General features: G+C 69.7%; 15 protein-coding genes. 9 read left to right on the top strand and 6 right to left on the bottom strand.

Annotated elements, in window-relative coordinates; translation table 11 throughout:
* Nucleotides 1-9: 9 nt before the first annotated feature.
* On the top strand, nt 10-924 hold the full coding sequence (gene gcvA, locus AC07OX_RS05685; RefSeq protein ID WP_495260204.1) for a transcriptional regulator GcvA: 915 nt from the start codon (nt 10-12) through the stop codon (nt 922-924).
* Nucleotides 925-933: 9 nt separating this feature from the next.
* Nucleotides 934-1,890, top strand: coding sequence for a threo-3-hydroxy-L-aspartate ammonia-lyase (locus tag AC07OX_RS05680; protein WP_495260203.1), 957 nt, complete (start codon nt 934-936; stop codon nt 1,888-1,890).
* 6 nt (nt 1,891-1,896) lie between these two features.
* On the opposite strand, the gene AC07OX_RS05675 is transcribed toward AC07OX_RS05680, so the two are convergent.
* From AC07OX_RS05675 to AC07OX_RS05665, 3 genes are all read right to left on the bottom strand, one after another.
* Nucleotides 1,897-2,547, bottom strand: a complete 651-nt coding sequence (locus tag AC07OX_RS05675; protein ID WP_095746026.1) for an ABC transporter ATP-binding protein — start codon at nt 2,545-2,547, stop codon at nt 1,897-1,899.
* A complete protein-coding gene (gene miaA, locus AC07OX_RS05670) occupies nt 2,544-3,530 on the bottom strand; it encodes a tRNA (adenosine(37)-N6)-dimethylallyltransferase MiaA (protein ID WP_495260202.1) in 987 nt (328 codons plus the stop codon). Before miaA ends, AC07OX_RS05675 begins: the two co-directional genes overlap by 4 nt.
* 64 nt (nt 3,531-3,594) lie before the next feature.
* A complete protein-coding gene (locus AC07OX_RS05665) occupies nt 3,595-4,524 on the bottom strand; it encodes an AraC family transcriptional regulator (protein WP_495260201.1) in 930 nt (309 codons plus the stop codon).
* Nucleotides 4,525-4,728: 204 nt separating this feature from the next.
* Here AC07OX_RS05665 and AC07OX_RS05660 point away from each other — a divergent pair, with 204 nt between their 5' ends.
* Genes AC07OX_RS05660 through AC07OX_RS05650 form a run of 3 tightly spaced genes read left to right on the top strand, consistent with a single transcriptional unit; the run spans nt 4,729 to nt 7,865 of the window.
* The gene (locus tag AC07OX_RS05660) at nt 4,729-5,076 is read left to right on the top strand and encodes a c-type cytochrome (RefSeq protein ID WP_240531158.1); all 348 of its coding nucleotides are present in this window, start codon (nt 4,729-4,731) and stop codon (nt 5,074-5,076) included.
* Between the two features lie 37 nt (nt 5,077-5,113).
* Nucleotides 5,114-5,587: a (2Fe-2S)-binding protein gene (locus AC07OX_RS05655; protein WP_062478499.1), complete on the top strand. Its 474-nt coding sequence runs from the start codon at nt 5,114-5,116 to the stop codon at nt 5,585-5,587.
* 13 nt (nt 5,588-5,600) lie between these two features.
* Nucleotides 5,601-7,865, top strand: coding sequence for a xanthine dehydrogenase family protein molybdopterin-binding subunit (locus AC07OX_RS05650; RefSeq protein WP_495260200.1), 2,265 nt, complete (start codon nt 5,601-5,603; stop codon nt 7,863-7,865).
* A 31-nt stretch (nt 7,866-7,896) separates the two neighbouring features.
* Here the strand turns inward: AC07OX_RS05650 and AC07OX_RS05645 are convergent, their stop codons facing one another.
* Nucleotides 7,897-8,892 carry an alpha/beta hydrolase gene (locus AC07OX_RS05645; protein WP_174254354.1) on the bottom strand — a complete coding sequence of 332 codons (996 nt, stop codon included), beginning with the start codon at nt 8,890-8,892 and terminating at the stop codon, nt 7,897-7,899.
* Nucleotides 8,893-9,107: 215 nt separating this feature from the next.
* Complete coding sequence (locus AC07OX_RS05640) at nt 9,108-9,911, bottom strand: helix-turn-helix transcriptional regulator (protein WP_495260199.1); 804 nt, start codon at nt 9,909-9,911, stop codon at nt 9,108-9,110.
* 112 nt (nt 9,912-10,023) lie between these two features.
* Here AC07OX_RS05640 and AC07OX_RS05635 point away from each other — a divergent pair, with 112 nt between their 5' ends.
* Nucleotides 10,024-11,589 (top strand): MFS transporter, encoded by a 1,566-nt coding sequence (locus tag AC07OX_RS05635; protein WP_495260198.1) that lies wholly within the window; start codon nt 10,024-10,026, stop codon nt 11,587-11,589.
* 3 nt (nt 11,590-11,592) lie between these two features.
* Here AC07OX_RS05635 and mutL read toward each other — a convergent pair whose 3' ends face one another.
* Complete coding sequence (mutL, locus tag AC07OX_RS05630; RefSeq protein ID WP_062478532.1) at nt 11,593-13,488, bottom strand: DNA mismatch repair endonuclease MutL; 1,896 nt, start codon at nt 13,486-13,488, stop codon at nt 11,593-11,595.
* A 238-nt stretch (nt 13,489-13,726) separates the two neighbouring features.
* Between mutL and AC07OX_RS05625 the strand changes: the two genes are divergently transcribed.
* From AC07OX_RS05625 to AC07OX_RS05615, 3 genes are all read left to right on the top strand, one after another.
* The gene (locus AC07OX_RS05625) at nt 13,727-15,517 is read left to right on the top strand and encodes an IlvD/Edd family dehydratase (protein ID WP_495260197.1); all 1,791 of its coding nucleotides are present in this window, start codon (nt 13,727-13,729) and stop codon (nt 15,515-15,517) included.
* Between the two features lie 320 nt (nt 15,518-15,837).
* Nucleotides 15,838-16,659 (top strand): fumarylacetoacetate hydrolase family protein, encoded by an 822-nt coding sequence (locus AC07OX_RS05620; protein ID WP_495260196.1) that lies wholly within the window; start codon nt 15,838-15,840, stop codon nt 16,657-16,659.
* A 57-nt stretch (nt 16,660-16,716) separates the two neighbouring features.
* Complete coding sequence (locus AC07OX_RS05615; RefSeq protein ID WP_082818212.1) at nt 16,717-18,069, top strand: MFS transporter; 1,353 nt, start codon at nt 16,717-16,719, stop codon at nt 18,067-18,069.
* Nucleotide 18,070 lies beyond the last annotated feature (1 nt).

Below are 18,070 nucleotides of genomic sequence, written 5' to 3'. Positions count from 1 at the left end.
TGGAAGCCCATGGGAAGCGTCCTGCCCTTGCTCGCCTTGCGTGCCTTCACCGAAGCCGGCCGGTGCGGCAGCCTCAAGGCCGCCGCCGACGTCCTGGGCGTGACGCCGGGCGCAGTGAGCCAGCAGATACGGGTGCTCGAACAGCGCCTGAACGTGTCGCTGTTCGTGCGCGAGCGCTACGGCGTGCAGCTCAGCGAAGCGGGGGCGCGCATCCATCCGAACCTGGTGCGCGCGTTCGACCAGATCGAACACGCCGTGTCCGTGCTGGAGGCCGCGTCGAAGCGGCAGACCCTCACCGTGAGCACCGTCGCGTCCTTTGCCGCGAGCTGGCTTGTGCCGCGCCTGGGCGCGTTCTCGGCGTTGCACCCGGAGATCGAGGTGCGGGTCGAAGCGTCGTCCAAGCTGGCCGATCTGCAGCGCGACAGGGTCGACGTCGCGATACGTCACGGGCTGGGCGTCTACCCCGGCCTGCAGGTCGAGCGTCTGATGGCGCCCGTGCTCTTGCCGGTTGCCAGCCCCTCGTTGCTGGCCCAAGGCCCGGCGGTCCGCAAACCCGCCGATTGCCTGAAGTACACGCTGCTGCACGACAGCGACCGTGCGGACTGGGCGCTGTGGCTGCAGGCGCACGGCGTCGAGCCTGAGGATGCCGCGCTGCGTGGTCCCGGTTTCGAGGAAGACCTGTTGCTGCTGCGCGCCGCAGCCGCCGGCCAGGGCATCGCGCTCGTGCAGGACACGCATGCGCAGGAGTACCTCGACGAGGGCCGCCTCGTCGTCGCACTGAACAAGCGCTGGCCCGCTCGCTTTGCCTACTACCTGGTGAGCAAGCCGGGCGCCACGCGGCGGCCGGCGGTGAAGGCGTTTTCGGAATGGGTGACGGCGCAAGCGGCATCCCCCGCGCGTGCGCCGTCCGCCAGCAGCCGCTAAGCTTGCGCGATGCAACTCCCTACCTACGACGACGTCATCGCCGCGGCCGCGCGGCTCGAAGGCCATGCCCACCGCACGCCGGTGCTGCAATCGACCACCGCCAACGCGCGCTGGGGCGCGCAGTTCTTCTTCAAGTGCGAGAACTTCCAGCGCATGGGCGCGTTCAAGTTCCGCGGTGCGTTCAATGCGCTGTCGAAGTTCGACGCGGCACAACGCAAGGGCGGCGTGATCGCCTTCTCGTCGGGCAACCACGCGCAGGCCATCGCGCTGTCGGCACGCCTGCTGTCGATGCCGGCCGTGATCGTCATGCCCAAGGACGCGCCCGCCGCCAAGGTCGCGGCCACGAAGGGCTACGGCGCCGAAGTGGTGATGTACGACCGCTTCACCGAAGACCGCGAGGCGCTGACGAAGCGGCTCGCGCAGGAGCGCGGCATGACGATGATTCCGCCCTACGACCACCCCGACGTGCTCACGGGGCAGGGCACGGCGGTGAAGGAGCTCATCGAAGAGACCGGCCCGCTCGATCACCTGTTCGTGTGCCTCGGCGGCGGCGGGCTGTTGTCGGGCTCGGCGCTGTCGGCGCGTGCGCTGTCGCCCGCCTGCAAGGTCTACGGCGTGGAGCCCGAAGCCGGCAACGACGGCCAGCAGTCGCTGCGCGCCGGGAAGATCGTGCACATCGACACGCCAAAGACCATCGCCGACGGCGCGCAGACGCAGCACCTGGGCGAGTACACCTTCGGGATCATCCAACGTGATGTCGATGACATCTTCACCGTCACCGACGAGCAGCTCGTCGAGGCGATGCGCTTCTTCGCCGAGCGCATGAAGATGGTGGTGGAGCCGACGGGATGCCTCGCGTTCGCGGGCGCCATTGCGGCTGCGAAGGCGATCGAAGGCCAGCGCGTGGGCATCGTGATCAGCGGCGGGAACGTCGACCTGTCGCGCTACGCGTCGCTGATCGGCTGATTCTCTTCAGGCCCGGATACCGCTCGCCGTCAGGTGCAGCAGCCGGTCCGCACGCGCCGCGGCGCTCTCCGAGTGCGTGACCAGCACCAGCGACGCGCCGTGCTCGCGCGTCTGGCCGATCAGCAGGTCCATCACCTTCGCGGCGGTGGACGGGTCGAGGTTGCCGGTGGGCTCGTCGGCCAGCAGCAGCGCGGGCCGGTGCACGAGCGCGCGGGCGATCGCCACGCGTTGCAATTGCCCACCCGACAGCGTCTGCGGCAGCCGCGCGCCCATGCCGGGCAGGCCGACGGCCTCCAGCATGTGGGCCACGCGCGCGTCTTCGCGCGGGCGGCCCAAGAGCATCAGCGGCAGCGACACGTTCTGCGCCACGTCGAGGTGCGGCAGCACATGGAACGCCTGGAACACGAAGCCCACATGCTGGCGGCGCCACAGCGCGCGGGCTTCGCCGTCGAGCGCGCCGATGTCGGTGCCGTCGTGCGACACGCTGCCTTCATCCCAAGTGTCGAGGCCGGCCATGCAGTTGAGCAGGGTCGATTTGCCCACGCCCGATTCGCCGACGATGGCGACGAACTCGCCGGGCGCGACCTGCAGGCTCACGTGTTCGAAGACGGGCGCGTCGCCGTAGTGCTTGCCGAGGTTGGAGAGGTGCAGGGTCATGCCGGTGTCGCCGAACCAGCGATCTGCGCGATGTGCCGCACGGCGGCCTGCACCGCGTCGGGCGCGTCGCAGGCGATCACGGTGCGCTGCGGCATGCTGCGCAGCCAGGTGATCTGCCGCTTGGCGAGCTGGCGCGTGGCGGCGATGCCGCGCTCGCGCAACTCGCCCATCGCCTTGGCATCGGGCGGTGCGTCGCCGCAGGCGTCGAGCATCTCCCAGGCCTGGCGGTAGCCGACGCAGCGCATCGAGGGCAGGTCGGGCGACAGGTCGCCGCGCGCGCGCAGCGCCTTCACCTCGTCGAGAAAACCGGCCGCGAGCATGGCGTCGAAGCGTTCGGCGATGCGCCCGTGCAGCCAGGCGCGGTCCTCGGGTTCGAGCGATACGAGCACGCCGCCGTCGACGGCCTTGGCGGCCTTGGTGTCGCTCGCATGGAAGCTCGACAGCGGCTGGCCGCTGCTTTCCCACACCTCGAGCGCGCGCTGGATGCGCTGGCTGTCCTGCGGCGCGAGCCGCGCGGCGGTGACGGGGTCGACCTGCGCCAGCCGCGCATGCATGGCGGGCCAGCCGAGCGCGGCAGCTTCGGCGTCCAGGCGCGCGCGCACGGCCGGGTCGGCCGCGGGCATGGCGTCGATGCCGTCGAACAGCGCCTTGAAGTACAGCATGGTGCCGCCCACGAGCAGCGGCAGCGCGCCGCGCGCGCGGATGTCATCGATCAGGCGCGTGGCGTCGGCCACGAAGGCGGCGGCGCTGTAGCTGTCGCGCGCATCGAGGATGTCGATCAGGTGGTGCGGCACGGCGGCCTGCTCGGCGGCGGTGGGCTTGGCGGTGCCGATGTCCATGCCGCGGTAGACCAGCGCCGAGTCGACGCTGACGATCTCGACCGGCTGCAGCCGGGCCACGGCCAGGGCGACGGCGGTCTTGCCGGACGCGGTAGGGCCGGCGAGCGCGATGTAGCGCGGGGGAACAGGGGAAGCGGGGGGCATGCGTCGAGGGTAGCAAATGGCGCGCGCCAGCCAGTAGCGCGGGGCTTGCCTGCGACGCAGTGCTTCAGGCGACGGCGGTCGCGTCCCGCATCCGCCGGATGTCGCGCAGCGGCGGCGCACCGAACAGGCGCGCGTACTCGCGGCTGAACTGCGAGGCGCTTTCGTAGCCCACGCGCACGCCGGCGGTGCCGGCATCGATGTTCTGGTTCAGCATCAGCTGCCGCGCTTCCTGCAGGCGCAGCTGCTTCAGGTACTGCATCGGGCTCATGCCGGTCACGGCGCGGAAGTGCTGGCGGTAGGTCGACGGGCTCATGTGCGCGGACGCGGCCAGCTCGTCCGCCTGCACGGGCTTCCTGAAATTCATCTTGAGCCACGCCAGGCTCTGCGCCACCTGCTGGCTGGGCGAGCCGACGGTCATGAGGCGCTGCAGCTGCGGGCCGTGGCGCCCGGCGAGCAGGCGCACGACGATTTCCTTCTGCAGCAGCGGCGCGAGCTGCGGAACGAGCCGGGGCTCGGCCAGCAGCTCGACGAGCCGCGTGACGGTGCCCAGCAGCGTCGGGTCGAGCGCGCCCAGCGACAGGGCGCGCTGGTTGTGGGGCTCCCTGGACGGCGGGGGCAGCGCCATCTCGGTCGCCACCTGCACGATGGCGCGCGGATCGAGCCGGATCATGAGGCCCAGGAAGGGCTGCGCCGCGCTGGCACGGGTGACGTGCGCCACCACGGGCAGGTCGGCCGTGATCAGCAGCGACTGGCCGGCGCCGTATTCATAGATCTCGTCGCCGAGCGCCGCGCGCTTCTGTCCGCCGACGGTGATGCCCAGGCCGAAGCCGTAGATGCAATGCACGGGCTCGGTCGCGGCGCTGCGACGGTGCAGCGAGAGTTCGGGAATGGCGGTGGCGTGGTCGCCGTCGTTTCGGGCAATGCGCCCGACGGCCGCGGCCAGGGCACTGAGGACGGCCGAATCGTCTGGCTGCGTCGGCTGTAGCACTTCCATCTGAATCCTTTCGGGTGCTTGCGCAAAGTCTAGCGGGCGCTTCTCATGCGCTTGGCGTTTTTGGCGCAGTCTCGTTGTTTCAGGCAAGAACGCGCGCGGATTGGGCAAGTGGCGGCGGGCGCTTCGTCGGACACTGGCCGCCGTGAAGTCCTGCCGCGCGCGGCGCGAGGACCGTGCTTCCCCTCCACGATGATGAAAAAAGAAATGACCCACGACGAACGACATCCGCATCGCATCACCGCCTCGCTCGTGGCCGCACTGGCCATCGGCGCGAGCATGGCCGGGTCCGCGCCCGCTTTCGCCAGCACCGCGCTGGCGCAGAAGTACGCGTGCGTGGCCTGCCACCAAGCCGCCGTGAAGGTGGTGGGCCCTTCCTGGAAAGAAATCGGCGCGCGCTACGGCGACGGCAAGGGCTCGGCCGCGCAGCTGGCCGCCAGCATGAAGGCCGGCAGTTCGGGCAAGTGGGGCGCGATGCCCATGCCCGCGCAGGCCCAGGTGCCCGACGCGGACCTGCAGGCGCTCGCGCAATGGGTGCTCGACGGCGCCAAGTGAACAAGATCGTTTCAACCCACCCACGGAGAAAACCCACATGAGCGCGCTCCACGTCAACGGCCGTGACCACACGGTCGACGCCGACCCCGGCACCCCCATCCTCTGGGCCCTGCGCGACACGCTGGGCATGACCGGCACCAAGTTCGGTTGCGGCGCGGCGCTGTGCGGCGCCTGCACCGTGCACATGGACGGCCAGGCCATCCGCTCGTGCATCACGCCCATCGCGGCGGCCGAGGGCAAGAAGATCACCACCATCGAAGCCGTGACCGGCGGCAGCGACCGCGTCGGCGCGGCCGTGCATGCCGCGTGGGTCAAGCACGACGTCGCGCAGTGCGGCTACTGCCAGAGCGGCCAGATCATGAGCGCGACCGCCTTCCTGCAGTCGCTGCCCAAGGGCAAGCAGCCCAGCACGGACGAGATCGACTCGGCCATGGCCGGCAACATCTGCCGCTGCGGCACCTACGCCCGCATCCGCGCCGCCGTGGCCGATGCGGCCAAGACCCTCGCCTGAAGGAGCCGACGACATGCTGCCAAACATCGACTACAACGACCTGCCGCGCGCGCTGCAGCGCCTGATGGCCCCGCCTGCGACCGATGACGCCGACGCGGCCGCCACGCTGCCCCGTCGCAGCTTCCTGAAGATGGCCGGCGCCGGCGGCCTCGTGCTCGGCGCGTTCCCTCACATGGCCATGGCGCAGGCCGACGGCCCGGCCAAGGCCGGCGGTGCGCTCAAGCCGACGCAACAGCCCTCGGCCTTCGTGCAGATCGCGCCCAACGGCGAGGTCACGGTGACCATCAACCGCCTCGAGTTCGGCCAGGGCGTGCAGACCGGCCTGCCGATGATCCTGGCCGAAGAGCTCGATGCCGACTGGGCCCTGGTGCGCAGCCGCAACGGCACCAACGATGCCGCCTACGCCGACCCGCTGTTCGGCATGCACCTGACCGGCGGTTCCAACTCGATCAAGAACAGCTACACGCAGTACCGCGAACTGGGCGCGCGTGCGCGGGCCATGCTGCTGTCGGCCGCGGCGCAGCGCTGGAAGGTCGACGTGGCCACGCTGCGCACGCAGGCCGGCACGGTCATCGGCCCGGGCGGGCGCAAGGCGGGCTACGGCGAGCTGGCCGAAGCGGCCATGGCGCTGCCGGTGCCCGAGACGGTCACGCTGAAGAGCCCGAAGGACTTCCGGATCATCGGCCGCCCGACCACGCGCCTGGACGCGCGCGCCAAGAGCAGCGGGCGACAGGACTTCGGCATCGACGTGAAGCAGCCCGGCCAGCTCACGGCCGTGGTGGCGCATCCGCCCGTGTTCGGCGCCCGCCTGGCCTCGGTGGACGACAGCGCCGCGCGTGCCGTCAAGGGCGTGAAGGCCGTGCTGCGCATTCCGCTGGACCGCGGCGCCGAAGGCGTGGCCGTGGTGGCCGACGGCTACTGGCCCGCCAAGCTGGGCCGCGACGCGCTCAAGCTGCAGTGGAACACCGATGCGGTGGAGAAGGTCGACAGCGACAAGCAGCTGGCGCAGTACCGCGAACTGGCCAGTCGCCCCGGCAACCGCAAGTTCGACGCCGACATGGCGCCGCTGGCCGGCGCGCCGCACAAGCTCGAGGCCGAGTTCGTGTTTCCCTACCTGGCCCACGCGCCCATGGAGCCGGAGAACTGCACCGTGAAGCTGTCGGACGGCCGCGCCGAGCTGTGGGTCGGCACGCAGTCCGCCGACCTCGACGGCCAGGCCGCGGCGCGCACGCTGAAGCTCGACCCCGCGCAGGTGAAGGTGAACGTGCAGATGGCGGGCGGCGGCTTCGGCCGGCGCTTCGTGGGCTCGAGCGACTTCGTCGTCGAAGCCTGCGAGATCGCCAAGGCCGCGCGCGCCGCCGGCCTGAAAGACGCACCGGTGCGCCTGCTGTGGAGCCGCGAGGACGACATCAAGGGCGGCTACTACCGTCCCATGCACCTGCATCGCGCACGCATCGGCTTCGACGAACGCGGCAAGATCCTCGCGTGGGACCACGTGATCGTGGGCCAGTCGATCACCGCGGGCACGGTGTTCGCCGGTTCCATGGTGAAAGACGGCATCGACGCCACGGCCGTCGAGGGCATGCGCGATCCGTACCCCGTGCCGATGCGCCTCACGGTGCATCACCCGCAGGTGAACGTGCCGGTGCTGTGGTGGCGCAGCGTGGGCTCCACGCACACCGCCTTCGTGATGGAAACGCTGATCGACGAGATCGCCCGCACGACGAAGCAGGACCCGGTGGCCTACCGCATGAGCCTCTTCGGCGACAAGCACCCGCGCCACCGCGCCGCGCTGCAGCTGGCGGTCGACAAGAGCGGCTACGGCAAGAAGAAGCTGGCCGAAGGCCGCGCCTGGGGCGTGGCCGTGCACGAGTCCTTCGAGTCGGTGGTGGCCTATGTGGTCGAAGCGTCGGTGAAGGACGGCCAGCCCGTGCTGCAGCGCGTGACCTCGGGCGTGCACTGCAACCTGGCGGTGAATCCGCGCAGCGTGGAGGCGCAGGTGCAGGGCGCGGCGGTGATGGGGCTGTCGACCTGCCTGCAGGGCAGCGCCATCACGCTGAAGGACGGCGTCGTGCAGCAGGGCAACTTCGGCGACTTCAGCGTGGCGCGCATCACGCAGGTGCCCGAGTTCGACGTGCACATCGTGCCGAGTGCCGATGCGCCCAAGGGGATGGGGGAACCCGGCCTGCCGCCGCTGGCGCCTGCCTTCGCCAACGCCGTGGCGCGGCTGACGGGCAAGCCCTTGCGCCAGCTGCCGTTCGATCTGGCCTCGGCCTGACGCGGGAACGGACCCGCCTGAAAAAGGCGGGCTAGATGGCGGCGGGGGCGGGCGGCGTGTGCGCCTCGCCCCGCACCTCTTGCGGCGACAGCGCCGCGGAAGGCAATGAAGGCGGTGCAGGCCGCGGCGACACCAGCCGCGGCTGCGGCCGGCTGTCCGCCACGGTGCTGCTGTCCTCGGGCTTCATGCGAAACAGCTGCGACAGCGCCGCGCGGTACTGCGTCGCGCCGACCGAGTTGGTGTTGTGGTGCGAGCCACCCTCGACCAGCACGAACATCTTGGGCACCGTGGCCGCGTCGTACAGCTTGCGCCCGAGCGTCGGGTTGATCAGGCTGTCGGCGGTGCCGTGCACCACGAGCAGCGGCGCGCCGATGTCCTTGACGGTGCGAATCGCCTCGAAGCGCTGCGTGATGAACGGGCCGAAGGGCAGCCAGCCCCACTTGAAGCTGCTGGCCACGTCGGCGATGGAGGTGAAGGTGCTCTCGACGATGGTGCCGCTCTCGTCGTTCACGGTGGCTGCCAGGTCGATGCCGATGGCGCCGCCCAACGAGTGGCCGAAGATGTAACGGTGCTGGCGCGGATGGCGTGCGGCCAGCCAGGTCCAGGCGGCGCGGGCGTCTTCGCGGGCCGAGGCTTCCGAGGGCAGGCCTTTGGAACTCTTGCCGAAGCCGCGGTAGTCGATGGCCAGCACCGAGAAGCCCAGCTCGTGCATGCGCTGGATGCGCGGCGCCGAGCCGGCCACGTTGTAGCGCGCACCATGCAGGTACAGCAGCACGGGGGTCTCGGTGGTTTCGGGGGCGCCGCCGAGCCACAGGCCGTGCAGGCGCGCCGGTTCACCGGTGATGGACGACTGGAAGTCGATCCAGACATCCTGCATGCCTTCGGTCATCTGGGCCGAATTGCCCCAGCTGCGGTCGCTGGGCTGGAAGATCCATTCGCGCTGGCGTTCGTCGAGGGTCGAACAGCCGGCTGCCAGGAGGGCACAGAGCGAAAAGATGGACGCGAGGAGGGGCCAGCGTTTGATCATGGGGTGGAGGGACAGCGAAAGTCGGCCGAAAGTTCATCTGCTTGCTTTCTGAAACGCGTCGGCATCGCGTGTCAGCTCCCCCTGTGCAGCGCTCGCCGGCGCCTGGCACGAGACCATGCAACGTGCGTGCCCGCACCGTGGATGACGCCACAAAACCCTCGAAAACCCTCGAAATGGGCGCTGACGGCGCTTATCTGTCGCACAGGCCCCGGGGGTCAGCCCGGCGCCGGCTGCACGAAATACACCACCATCCGCAGGTGCCGGTGCGTGTCGACCACCAAGGTTTCGTGGTGAAACTCCAACGGTCCGCTGTCGGCCGTCTGTACGCATCCGAGGCCGCGCCGGGCGGGCGCGCTGTCGGGGGTGTCCCACCAGCGGCGGAAGTCGGGCGAGAGCGCTTGCAGGTCCGCGACCAGGCCCCGCATGGCCGGATCGTCGGGCGCAATGGCGAAGTCGTATCGGAATTGCGCCAGCAGCCCGGGCGCATCGTCGCGCCAGGCGGGCAGGCGCCGGCGCAGCTCGGGGTCGGCGAACACCATGCGAAGGAGGTTGCGCGCCTCACGCTCGCGCGCGCTGAAACCGAAGAGCGCGTCGGCCGCGGCGTTCCAGGCCACGACGTCCCAGCGCAGGTTGAACACGTAGGCGGGCCGGGTGGGCAGCTCGTCCATGAGCTGCTGGATGCGGGGCGTGACCGACGCCTGCTGATGGGCCTCGGGCGGCGGCGGGCGCTTGTGGGCCAGCAGGAACAGGTGGCTGCACTCGGCGTCGTCGAGCTTCAAGGCGTGCGCCACGCCGAGCAGGAATTTCTGCGACACCTGGATCTCGCGCCCCTGCTCGAACCAGGTGTACCAGGTGAGCCCCACGCCGGCCATCACCGCAACCTCTTCGCGCCGCAGGCCGGGCGTGCGGCGCCGTCCCTGCGAGGGCAGGCCCACATCGGCGGGCGTGAGCTTGCGGCGGTGCCGGGTCAGGAACTCCGACAGCTCGTTCTTGGTGCGGCTGAGGCTGCGTTCGATCAAACCTGTTGAGACTGTTGTGTTGGGTAATAGGATAAACGCTTAAATTGTAATGTGATGATCTTGTCCTGAAGATGGGGCTCCCGCAACCCGAACGCGCACCCGGAGGCCCCTTTTGACCGCACCTTGCGATTCACTTTCCCTTTCCGACCACCTTCCGGCCGCGCGACGCGAAGGCCGCGCCGGCGCCCGCGAATGGACGGGGCTCGCGCTGCTGGCGCTGCCGACCCTGCTGCTCGGCCTCGACCTCACGCTGCTGCACCTCGCACTGCCCGCGCTGGCCCTGGACCTGCGCCCCACGAGCGCGCAGGCGCTGTGGATCGTCGATGCCTACGGTTTCATGATTGCCGGCTTTCTCGTCACGATGGGCACGCTGGGCGACCGCATCGGACGGCGCAAGCTGCTGATGGTGGGCGCGGCGGCGTTCGGCGTGGCGTCGGTCCTGGCGGCCTGTTCGACCAGCGCCGCCCAGCTGATCGCCGCGCGCGCCGTGCTCGGCGTGGCGGGCGCGACGCTGATGCCGTCGACGCTGGCGCTGATCAGCAACATGTTCCTGCACCCGCACCAGCGCGCGCTGGCCATCGGGCTGTGGGCGACCATGTTCGCGCTCGGCATGGCGGCCGGGCCGGTGGTGGGCGGCCTGCTGCTCGCGCACCACGGCTGGGGCGCAGCTTTTCTCGTCGCGCTGCCGGTGGTCGGGCTGCTGCTGGTGGCGACGCCGTTCCTGCTGCCGGAGTACCGAGCGCCGCAGCAGGGGCGGCTCGATCTGCCCAGCGTCGCGTTGTCGCTGCTTGCGTTGCTGCCGGTGGTCTACGGCATCAAGCAGGTCGCGAAGGACGGGATCGGTGTCGGGGCCGTGCTGGCGCTCGTCGGAGGGCTGGCGTTCGCGCTGGGGTTCGTCCGGCGGCAACGGCGGTTGCGCCATCCGCTGATCGACCTCGGCCTGTTCGCCAGCCGGGCCTTCAGCGTCGCGCTGGTGGTGTTGCTGGTGGGGCTCGTCGGTGTCGGCGGCACGATGCTGCTGGTGACCCAGTACCTGCAATTGGTGGCGGGCCTGTCACCGCTCGTGGCCGGGCTGTGGATGGGGCCGCCGGCGCTCGCGATGCTGGTGGCCGGCATCACGGCGCCGCTGCTCGCGCGGCGCATCCGGCCGGGCCATGTGATGGCGGGCGCGCTGGGGTTGTCGGTCGTGGGCTATCTGATGCTGAGCCAGCTCGATCGCACGCCGCATGGCATTGCGTGGGTCACGGCCGCGTTCTCGCTCGTGTACCTCGGCCTGGGCACCATCGCCGCGCTGGGGACCGACCTGGTGGTGGGCGCCGCGCCGCCCGAGAAGGCGGGCTCGGCCTCGGCCCTGTCCGAAACGGTGCAGGAGCTGGGCCTGGCCGTGGGCATCGCCACGCTGGGCAGCCTGACAACGGCGGTGTATCGCACGCGGATGGGCGAGCCGATCGATGGCATGGCCGTGGCGCTTCAGCGCGCGGTATCGGACAGTCTTGCAGGCGCTACAGCGGTCGCGGATGAATTGCCCGCTGGCGTGCTTGAACAGGCACAAGCCGCCTTCCTCGCAGGACTGAATGCCGCTGCAGCCACCAGCGCCGTCAGCATCGCGGTCCTCGCGGTGCTGGCCGCCGTCACGCTGCGGCATGTCGGCGCAGCCGCCGATGACGCGAAACCTTGAGGCTCAGCGCCCGCGCATGAACAGCGAATCGAGCTCGCGGATCGACAGCTGGCGCCAGGTCGGCCGGCCGTGGTTGCACTGGTCGGAGCGCTCGGTGGCTTCCATCTGGCGCAGCAGGCCGTTCATCTCGTCGATGGTGAGCTTGCGGTTGGCGCGCACCGCGCCGTGGCAGGCCATGGTCGACAGCAGTTCGTTCTGCGCACGCTGCACCACGGTGCTCGCGTCGTGCTGGCCCAGTTCGGCGAGCACGCTGCGCGCCAGTTCCACCGGGTCGCCATCGGCCAGCGTGCCGGGCACGGCGCGCACGGCCAGCGTGCGGGCCGAGAAGGGCGTGATCTCCAGCCCCAGCGTGGGCAGCACCTCGGCACAGGCCTCCGCCGTGGCCACTTCCTGCGGCGTGGCGGCGAAGGTGGCCGGGATCAGGAGCGGCTGGCTCGTGATGGCCGCGCCGTCGAGCTGGGTCTTGAGCCGCTCGTAGACGATGCGCTCGTGCGCCGCGTGCATGTCGACGATCACGAGGCCCTGGCTGTTCTCGGCCAGGATGTAGATGCCCTGCAGCTGGGCCAGCGCGCGGCCCAGCGGCCAGGCGTCCTGGTTCATGACCGGCGCTGGCATGGGGGCCAGGGCCTCGCTGTCGGGCAATCCGACCGGCGCGCGGAACGACATCGCCGGCGCTTCGGTCTGCCACTGCGACGGGGCCGTGACCGGCGCGTGTCCCTGTTCCTCGGTGCGCCGCGGCCACATGGCCTCGAAGTCGCCGGCACCGCGCTCGCGCGCCTGGAACGGGATCGCGGGCTGCGACCAGCTGGCGCTCGGCGGCAGCGGGGTCTGCTTGAAGAAGGGCTGCGGCGGCGCGTCGGCCGGTGCCAGTGCATCGCCGGCGCGCGGCGCGGCCAGCGCGTCCTCGATGGCGTGGCGCACCGCCTGGTGCACCTCGCGCCCGTCACGGAAGCGCACCTCGATCTTGGTCGGGTGCACGTTGACGTCGACGCGCGCGGGGTCGATCTCCAGGTACAGCACGTACACCGGCTGGCGCTGGCCGTGCAGCACGTCTTCGTAGGCGCTGCGCACCGCGTGCGACAGCACCTTGTCGCGCACGAAGCGGCCGTTGACGTAGAAGAACTGCTGGTCGTTGCGCGAGCGCGCCGCGTCGGGAATGCCGGCGCGGCCGACCACGCGCACCGGGCCGCCTTCGCGCAGCACGGAGACGCTTTGCGACACGAAGTCGTCGCTCAGCGCATCGGCCAGCCGCTGCTCGGGCGTGGCGGCGGCGCGCCATTGCTCGATCAACTTGCCGTCGTGCCAGACCGAGAAGCCCACCTCGGGCCGCGCCAGCGCATGGCGGCGCACGGCCTCGATGCAGTGGGCCAGCTCGGTGGCGTCGGTCTTCAAGAACTTGCGCCGCGCGGGCGTGGCAAAGAACAGCTCGCGCACCTCGACCGTGGTGCCCACCGAACGCGCCACCGGCCGCAGCTCGCCGGTGCCGCCGTCGAGCACGAAGGCGCTGTCGGCGCCGGTGAAGCGCGAGAGGATGCTGAGTTCGGCGATCGCGTTGATGGCCGCGAGCGCCTCGCCGCGAAAGCCCATGGTGCCGACCGTTTCCAGGTCGCTCAGGCTCGCGATCTTGCTGGTGGCGTGGCGGCGCAGCGCCACCGTGAGTTCCTCGCGGGGAATGCCCAGGCCGTCGTCTTCCACCGAGATCAGCCGCACGCCGCCCGAGGCCAGCCGCACGGTGATCTGGCGCGCGCCGGCGTCCAGCGCGTTGTCGAGCAGTTCGCGCACCACCGAGGCGGGGCGCTCGACCATTTCACCGGCGGCGATCTGGCTGATCAGCTCGTCGGGGAGTTCACGGATCGGGCGGCGTTCGGCGGGGGGGAGGGAGGAGGGTAGGGCACTCACCGGAAACATTCTAAAAGCGGGGCGCAGACCGGGCGTTTGGCGGTGTATTTGGCGCGCTTATACCGATCCTCAACCGATCTCATTGGCTTTGGCGAAGGCGAAAACCTAAGCTCCCTCTCGCCAACGTATTCGCACAACAAGAACGCACCGGAGACACCCAATACACCGCCATGGCCCACCGCCATGTCGCGCAGGGGGCCGCCGCGCGCGTTCGCCGACCCCCCTGAAAGCCGACGCCATGACGACACCCCGCCCCCTGCGCTCCGCCGCCTGGTTCAACAACCCCGAACACAGCGAACTCTCGGTCCTGCACCTGGCCTGGTTCCTGAACTACGGCCTCACCCGCGAAGAGCTGCAATCGGGCAAGCCGATCATCGGCATCGCGCAAAGCGGCTCCGACCTCACGCCCTGCAACCGCCACCACCGCGAGCTGTCGCTGCGCGTGCGCGAAGGCATCCGCGAAATGGGCGGCATCGCGATGGAATTCCCGATGCACCCGATCCAGGAGAACGGCCGCCGCCCCACGGCCGCGCTCGACCGCAACCTGGCCTACCTGGGGCTCGTCGAGATCCTCACCGGCTACCCGATCGACGGCGTGGTGCTGACCACCGGCTGCGACAAGACCACGCCCGCCGCGCTGATGGCCGCAGCCACCGCCAACATCCCCGCCATCGTGCTGTCGGGCGGCCCCATGCTCAACGGCTGGCACGAAGGCCAGCGCACCGGCACCGGCACCACGCTGTTCAAGGCGCGCGAGCTGTTCGCCAAGGGCAGCATCGACTTCCCCGGCTACATCGACCTCGTGGGCTCCACCGTGCCCTCGGCCGGCCACTGCAACGTGATGGGCACCGCCTCGACCATGAACGCCCTGGCCGAAGCCCTGGGCATGAGCCTGCCCGGCTGCGCGGCCATTCCCGCGCCGTACCGCGAGCGCGGACAGATGGCCTACGAAACCGGCCGGCGCATCGTCGACATGGTGCGCGAAGACCTCAAGCCCTCCGACATCCTCACGCGCTCGGCCTTCGAGAACGCGATCGTCGTCAACTCGGCCATCGGCGGCTCGACCAACGCGCCCATCCACCTCATCGCCATCGCCAAGCACGCGGGCGTCGAGCTCAACATCCAGGACTGGGAAACGGTCGGCCTCGACGTGCCGTTGCTGCTCGACATGCAGCCCGCCGGCAAGTACCTCGGCGAGGAGTTCTATCGCGCGGGCGGCGTGCCGGCGGTGGTGGCCGAGCTGCACCGCCATGGCCTGATCCGGACCGACGCGCGCACCGTCAACGGCCACACCCTGGCCATCAACTGCGCCGACGCGCCGGTGAAAGACGCCGACGTGATCCGCCCCTTCGACCAGCCGCTGCGCGAAAACGCCGGCTTCCTCGTGATGTCGGGCAACCTCTTCGACAGCGCGATCATGAAGACCAGCGTGATCTCCGACGAGTTCCGCGCGCGCTACCTGAGCCAGGCCGGCGACCTCGACGCCTTCGTGGGCCGCGCCATCGTGTTCGACGGCCCGGAAGATTTCGAAGCCCGCATCGAAGACCCGTCGCTGGACATCGACGCGAGCTGCATCCTGTTCATGCGCGGCGTCGGCCCCATCGGACACCCGGGTTCGTCGGAGGTGGTCAACATGCGCGCGCCGTCGCACCTGCTCAAGAGCGGCGTGTCGGCCTTGCCCTGCATCGGCGACGGCCGGCAGTCGGGCACCTCGGGCTCGCCGTCGATCCTCAACGCCTCGCCCGAAGCCGCCGCGGGCGCCGGACTGGCGCTGCTGCAGACCGGCGACAAGGTGCGCGTGGATTTGAAGGAACGCACCGTCAACATGCTCGTCGACGACGAGGTGCTGCAAGCGCGCGCCCGTGACCTCGAGGCGAAGGGCGGCTACCCGATTCCCGCGAGCCAGACGCCATGGCAGGAGATCCAGCGCGCGATGGTGGACACGCTGTCCGAAGGCATGGTGCTGAAGCCGGCGACCAAGTACCAGCGCGTGGCGCAGACGGCGGGGATTCCGCGTCGCAACCACTGAGGAACTGCTGCTGTTCAGGGCGCGATCCCGCCGACGGGTGCCTTGCTCCGCGAATGTCCTCCGGCCTGCGGCCTCCCCCTTGATTTCGCTGCGCAAGGCACCCATCGACGTGATCGTCGAGCCGAGCGGTTGTTGATCGGCGCGCACCAGCGATGTGTCCCGTGCTCAGGACACTGGGTGCTTCCCGCAGCGAAATCAAGGAGGAGGGGCGAAGCCCCGGGGGACATTCGCGGAGGGAAGTACCCGGTGGCCTGTGCACACGCCCTGAATGAACCCGCCCCCGCACCCAGAATTTTTTAAATCAGAAGAAGGAGTCAGACATGAAGTGGATGAGCGTTCAAACGCCGCAGGGCCCCCGCGTGGGCTACATCAAGGACGGCGCACTGCAGCCCGTCAATGTGAGCCGCATGCAGGAGATCGTCGAAGGGAAAGCCTGGAACGATGCAGGCAATCCGATCCCCCTCGCCGACGTCAAGCCCACCTTGCCGTTCGCCCCGAGAAACATCATCTGCATCGGCGCCAACTACCGCGACCACTGCATCGAGACCGGCCTGGCGATTCCCGAGAAGCCCGTCGTGTTCGCGAAGTTCAGCAACACGCTGGCCGCGGATGGCGACGCGATCACCTGGCCCGAAGGTTTCACCGAGAAGGTCGACTGGGAAGCCGAACTCGGCGTCGTCATCGGCCAGCGCGCACAGGGTGTGAGCGAAGCTGACGCGCTCTCGCATGTGTTCGGCTACGTCGCCGCCAACGACGTGAGCGCTCGCGACGTGCAACTGGGCGAGGCCCAATGGGTGCGCGGCAAGTCGCTCGACGGCTTCTGCCCGCTTGCGCCCACCGTCGTCACGCGCGACGAAGTGGTCGACGTGCAATCGCTGGGCATCCGCTGCCTCGTCAACGGCGAGGCCGTGCAGTCGTCCAACACCAGCGAAATGATCTTCTCGGTCGCGTTCCTCATCGCGTACCTCTCGCGTGCCATCACGCTCGAACCCGGCGACCTGATCCTCACCGGCACGCCCGCCGGTGTCGGCCTGGGCCTGAAGCCGCCACGCTTCCTGAAGCGCGGCGATGTGGTCTCGGTCGAGATCGACGGGCTGGGTTCGGTGACGAACCCGGTCCACGGCGCCATCGCACGCGGTTAGCACGCGGCTAGCCTCCACGGCTTCCAGACAGACATACCTATTCAGGAGACAACAACAATGACAACCACGAGTCCCTACGGCGAGCTGGTCACAGGCGCCATCCACAAGGCGCGCTGGCGCCTGCTGCCCATGCTGATCGTCATGTACATCATGTCGATTCTTGATCGCGTGAACGTCGGCTTCGCCAAGCAGGCGCTGCAGATCGACACCGGCCTGAGCAACAGCGCCTTCGCGCTCGGCGCCGGCATCTTCTTCGTGAGCTACGCGATCTTCGAAGTGCCCAGCAACGTGATCCTGTCGCGCGTCGGCCCGCGCATCTGGCTGTGCCGGATCATGGTCACCTGGGGGCTCGTGGCCTCGGCCATGATGTTCGCGACCACCGAGACCTCCTTCTACGTGCTGCGCTTCCTGCTCGGCATCGCGGAGGCGGGCTTCTACCCCGGCGTGCTGCTCACGCTGACCTACTGGTTCCCCGCCAAGGTGCGTGCGCAGGCCAACGGCATTTTGCTGTTCGGCTTTGCGGGCGCGCTCGTCATCGGCGGGCCGATCTCCGGTGCGCTGCTCGACATGAACGGCATCGGCGGCCTCAAGGGCTGGGAGTGGATGTTCCTCATCGAGGGCCTGATGGCCGTGGTGGTGGGCATCGTGGCCTTTTTCGTCATCGTCGACCGGCCGCACAACGCGCCCTGGCTCACGAGTGCGCAGCAGAACGCGCTGCAGGCCGTGCTCGACCAGGAAGCGGCGGAGAAGTCGGCCGACAGCCCGCAGACCGTGTGGCAGACGCTGTGCAATCCGCGGGTCATGTTCTTCGCGCTGAACTTCTTCATCGTGCAGATCGCGGCCTACGGCCTCATCTTCTATCTCCCGACCCAGGTGGGGCAGATCCTGGGTCAGAAGATCGGCCTCCTGGTCGGCTTCGTCACCAGCATCCCGTGGCTGCTGGCGCTGTTCGTCGTGTACTTCGTCACGCGCTGGTCCGACCGGCATCACGACCGCCGCCGCGTCACCGTGGCCACGCTCTACACGATCTTCGGCGTGTGCGTGTGCCTGTCGGCGCATGGCTCGCCGATCTTCGCGATCGCGGCGCTGTCGATCGGTGCGTCGACCTACCTGTCGGGCACGCCGATCTTCTATGCCTTCCTGTCGGAGCGGCTGTCGGGCCTGGGCATTGCCACGGGCATCGCGCTGGTCAATTCCATCGGCAACCTGGGCGGCTTCGTGGCGCCCAACCTGCGGACCTACGTGGAGCAGAACCACGGCGGCTCGGCCGCGGGGCTGTACACGCTGGGCAGCGCGGCGCTGCTGGCTGCGCTGATGCTGGCGCTGATGCCGAAGGGCTGGCGCGTGGCGAAGAAGAGTGGGGCGGCTGCGGCGCCGGCGGCCGTGCTCGACGGCCGGGCGCGCGCCTGAT

This window comes from Variovorax sp. GW821-FHT09D07 (genome assembly GCF_059416345.1).
This window is presented reverse-complemented; position numbering and strand designations above follow the sequence as displayed.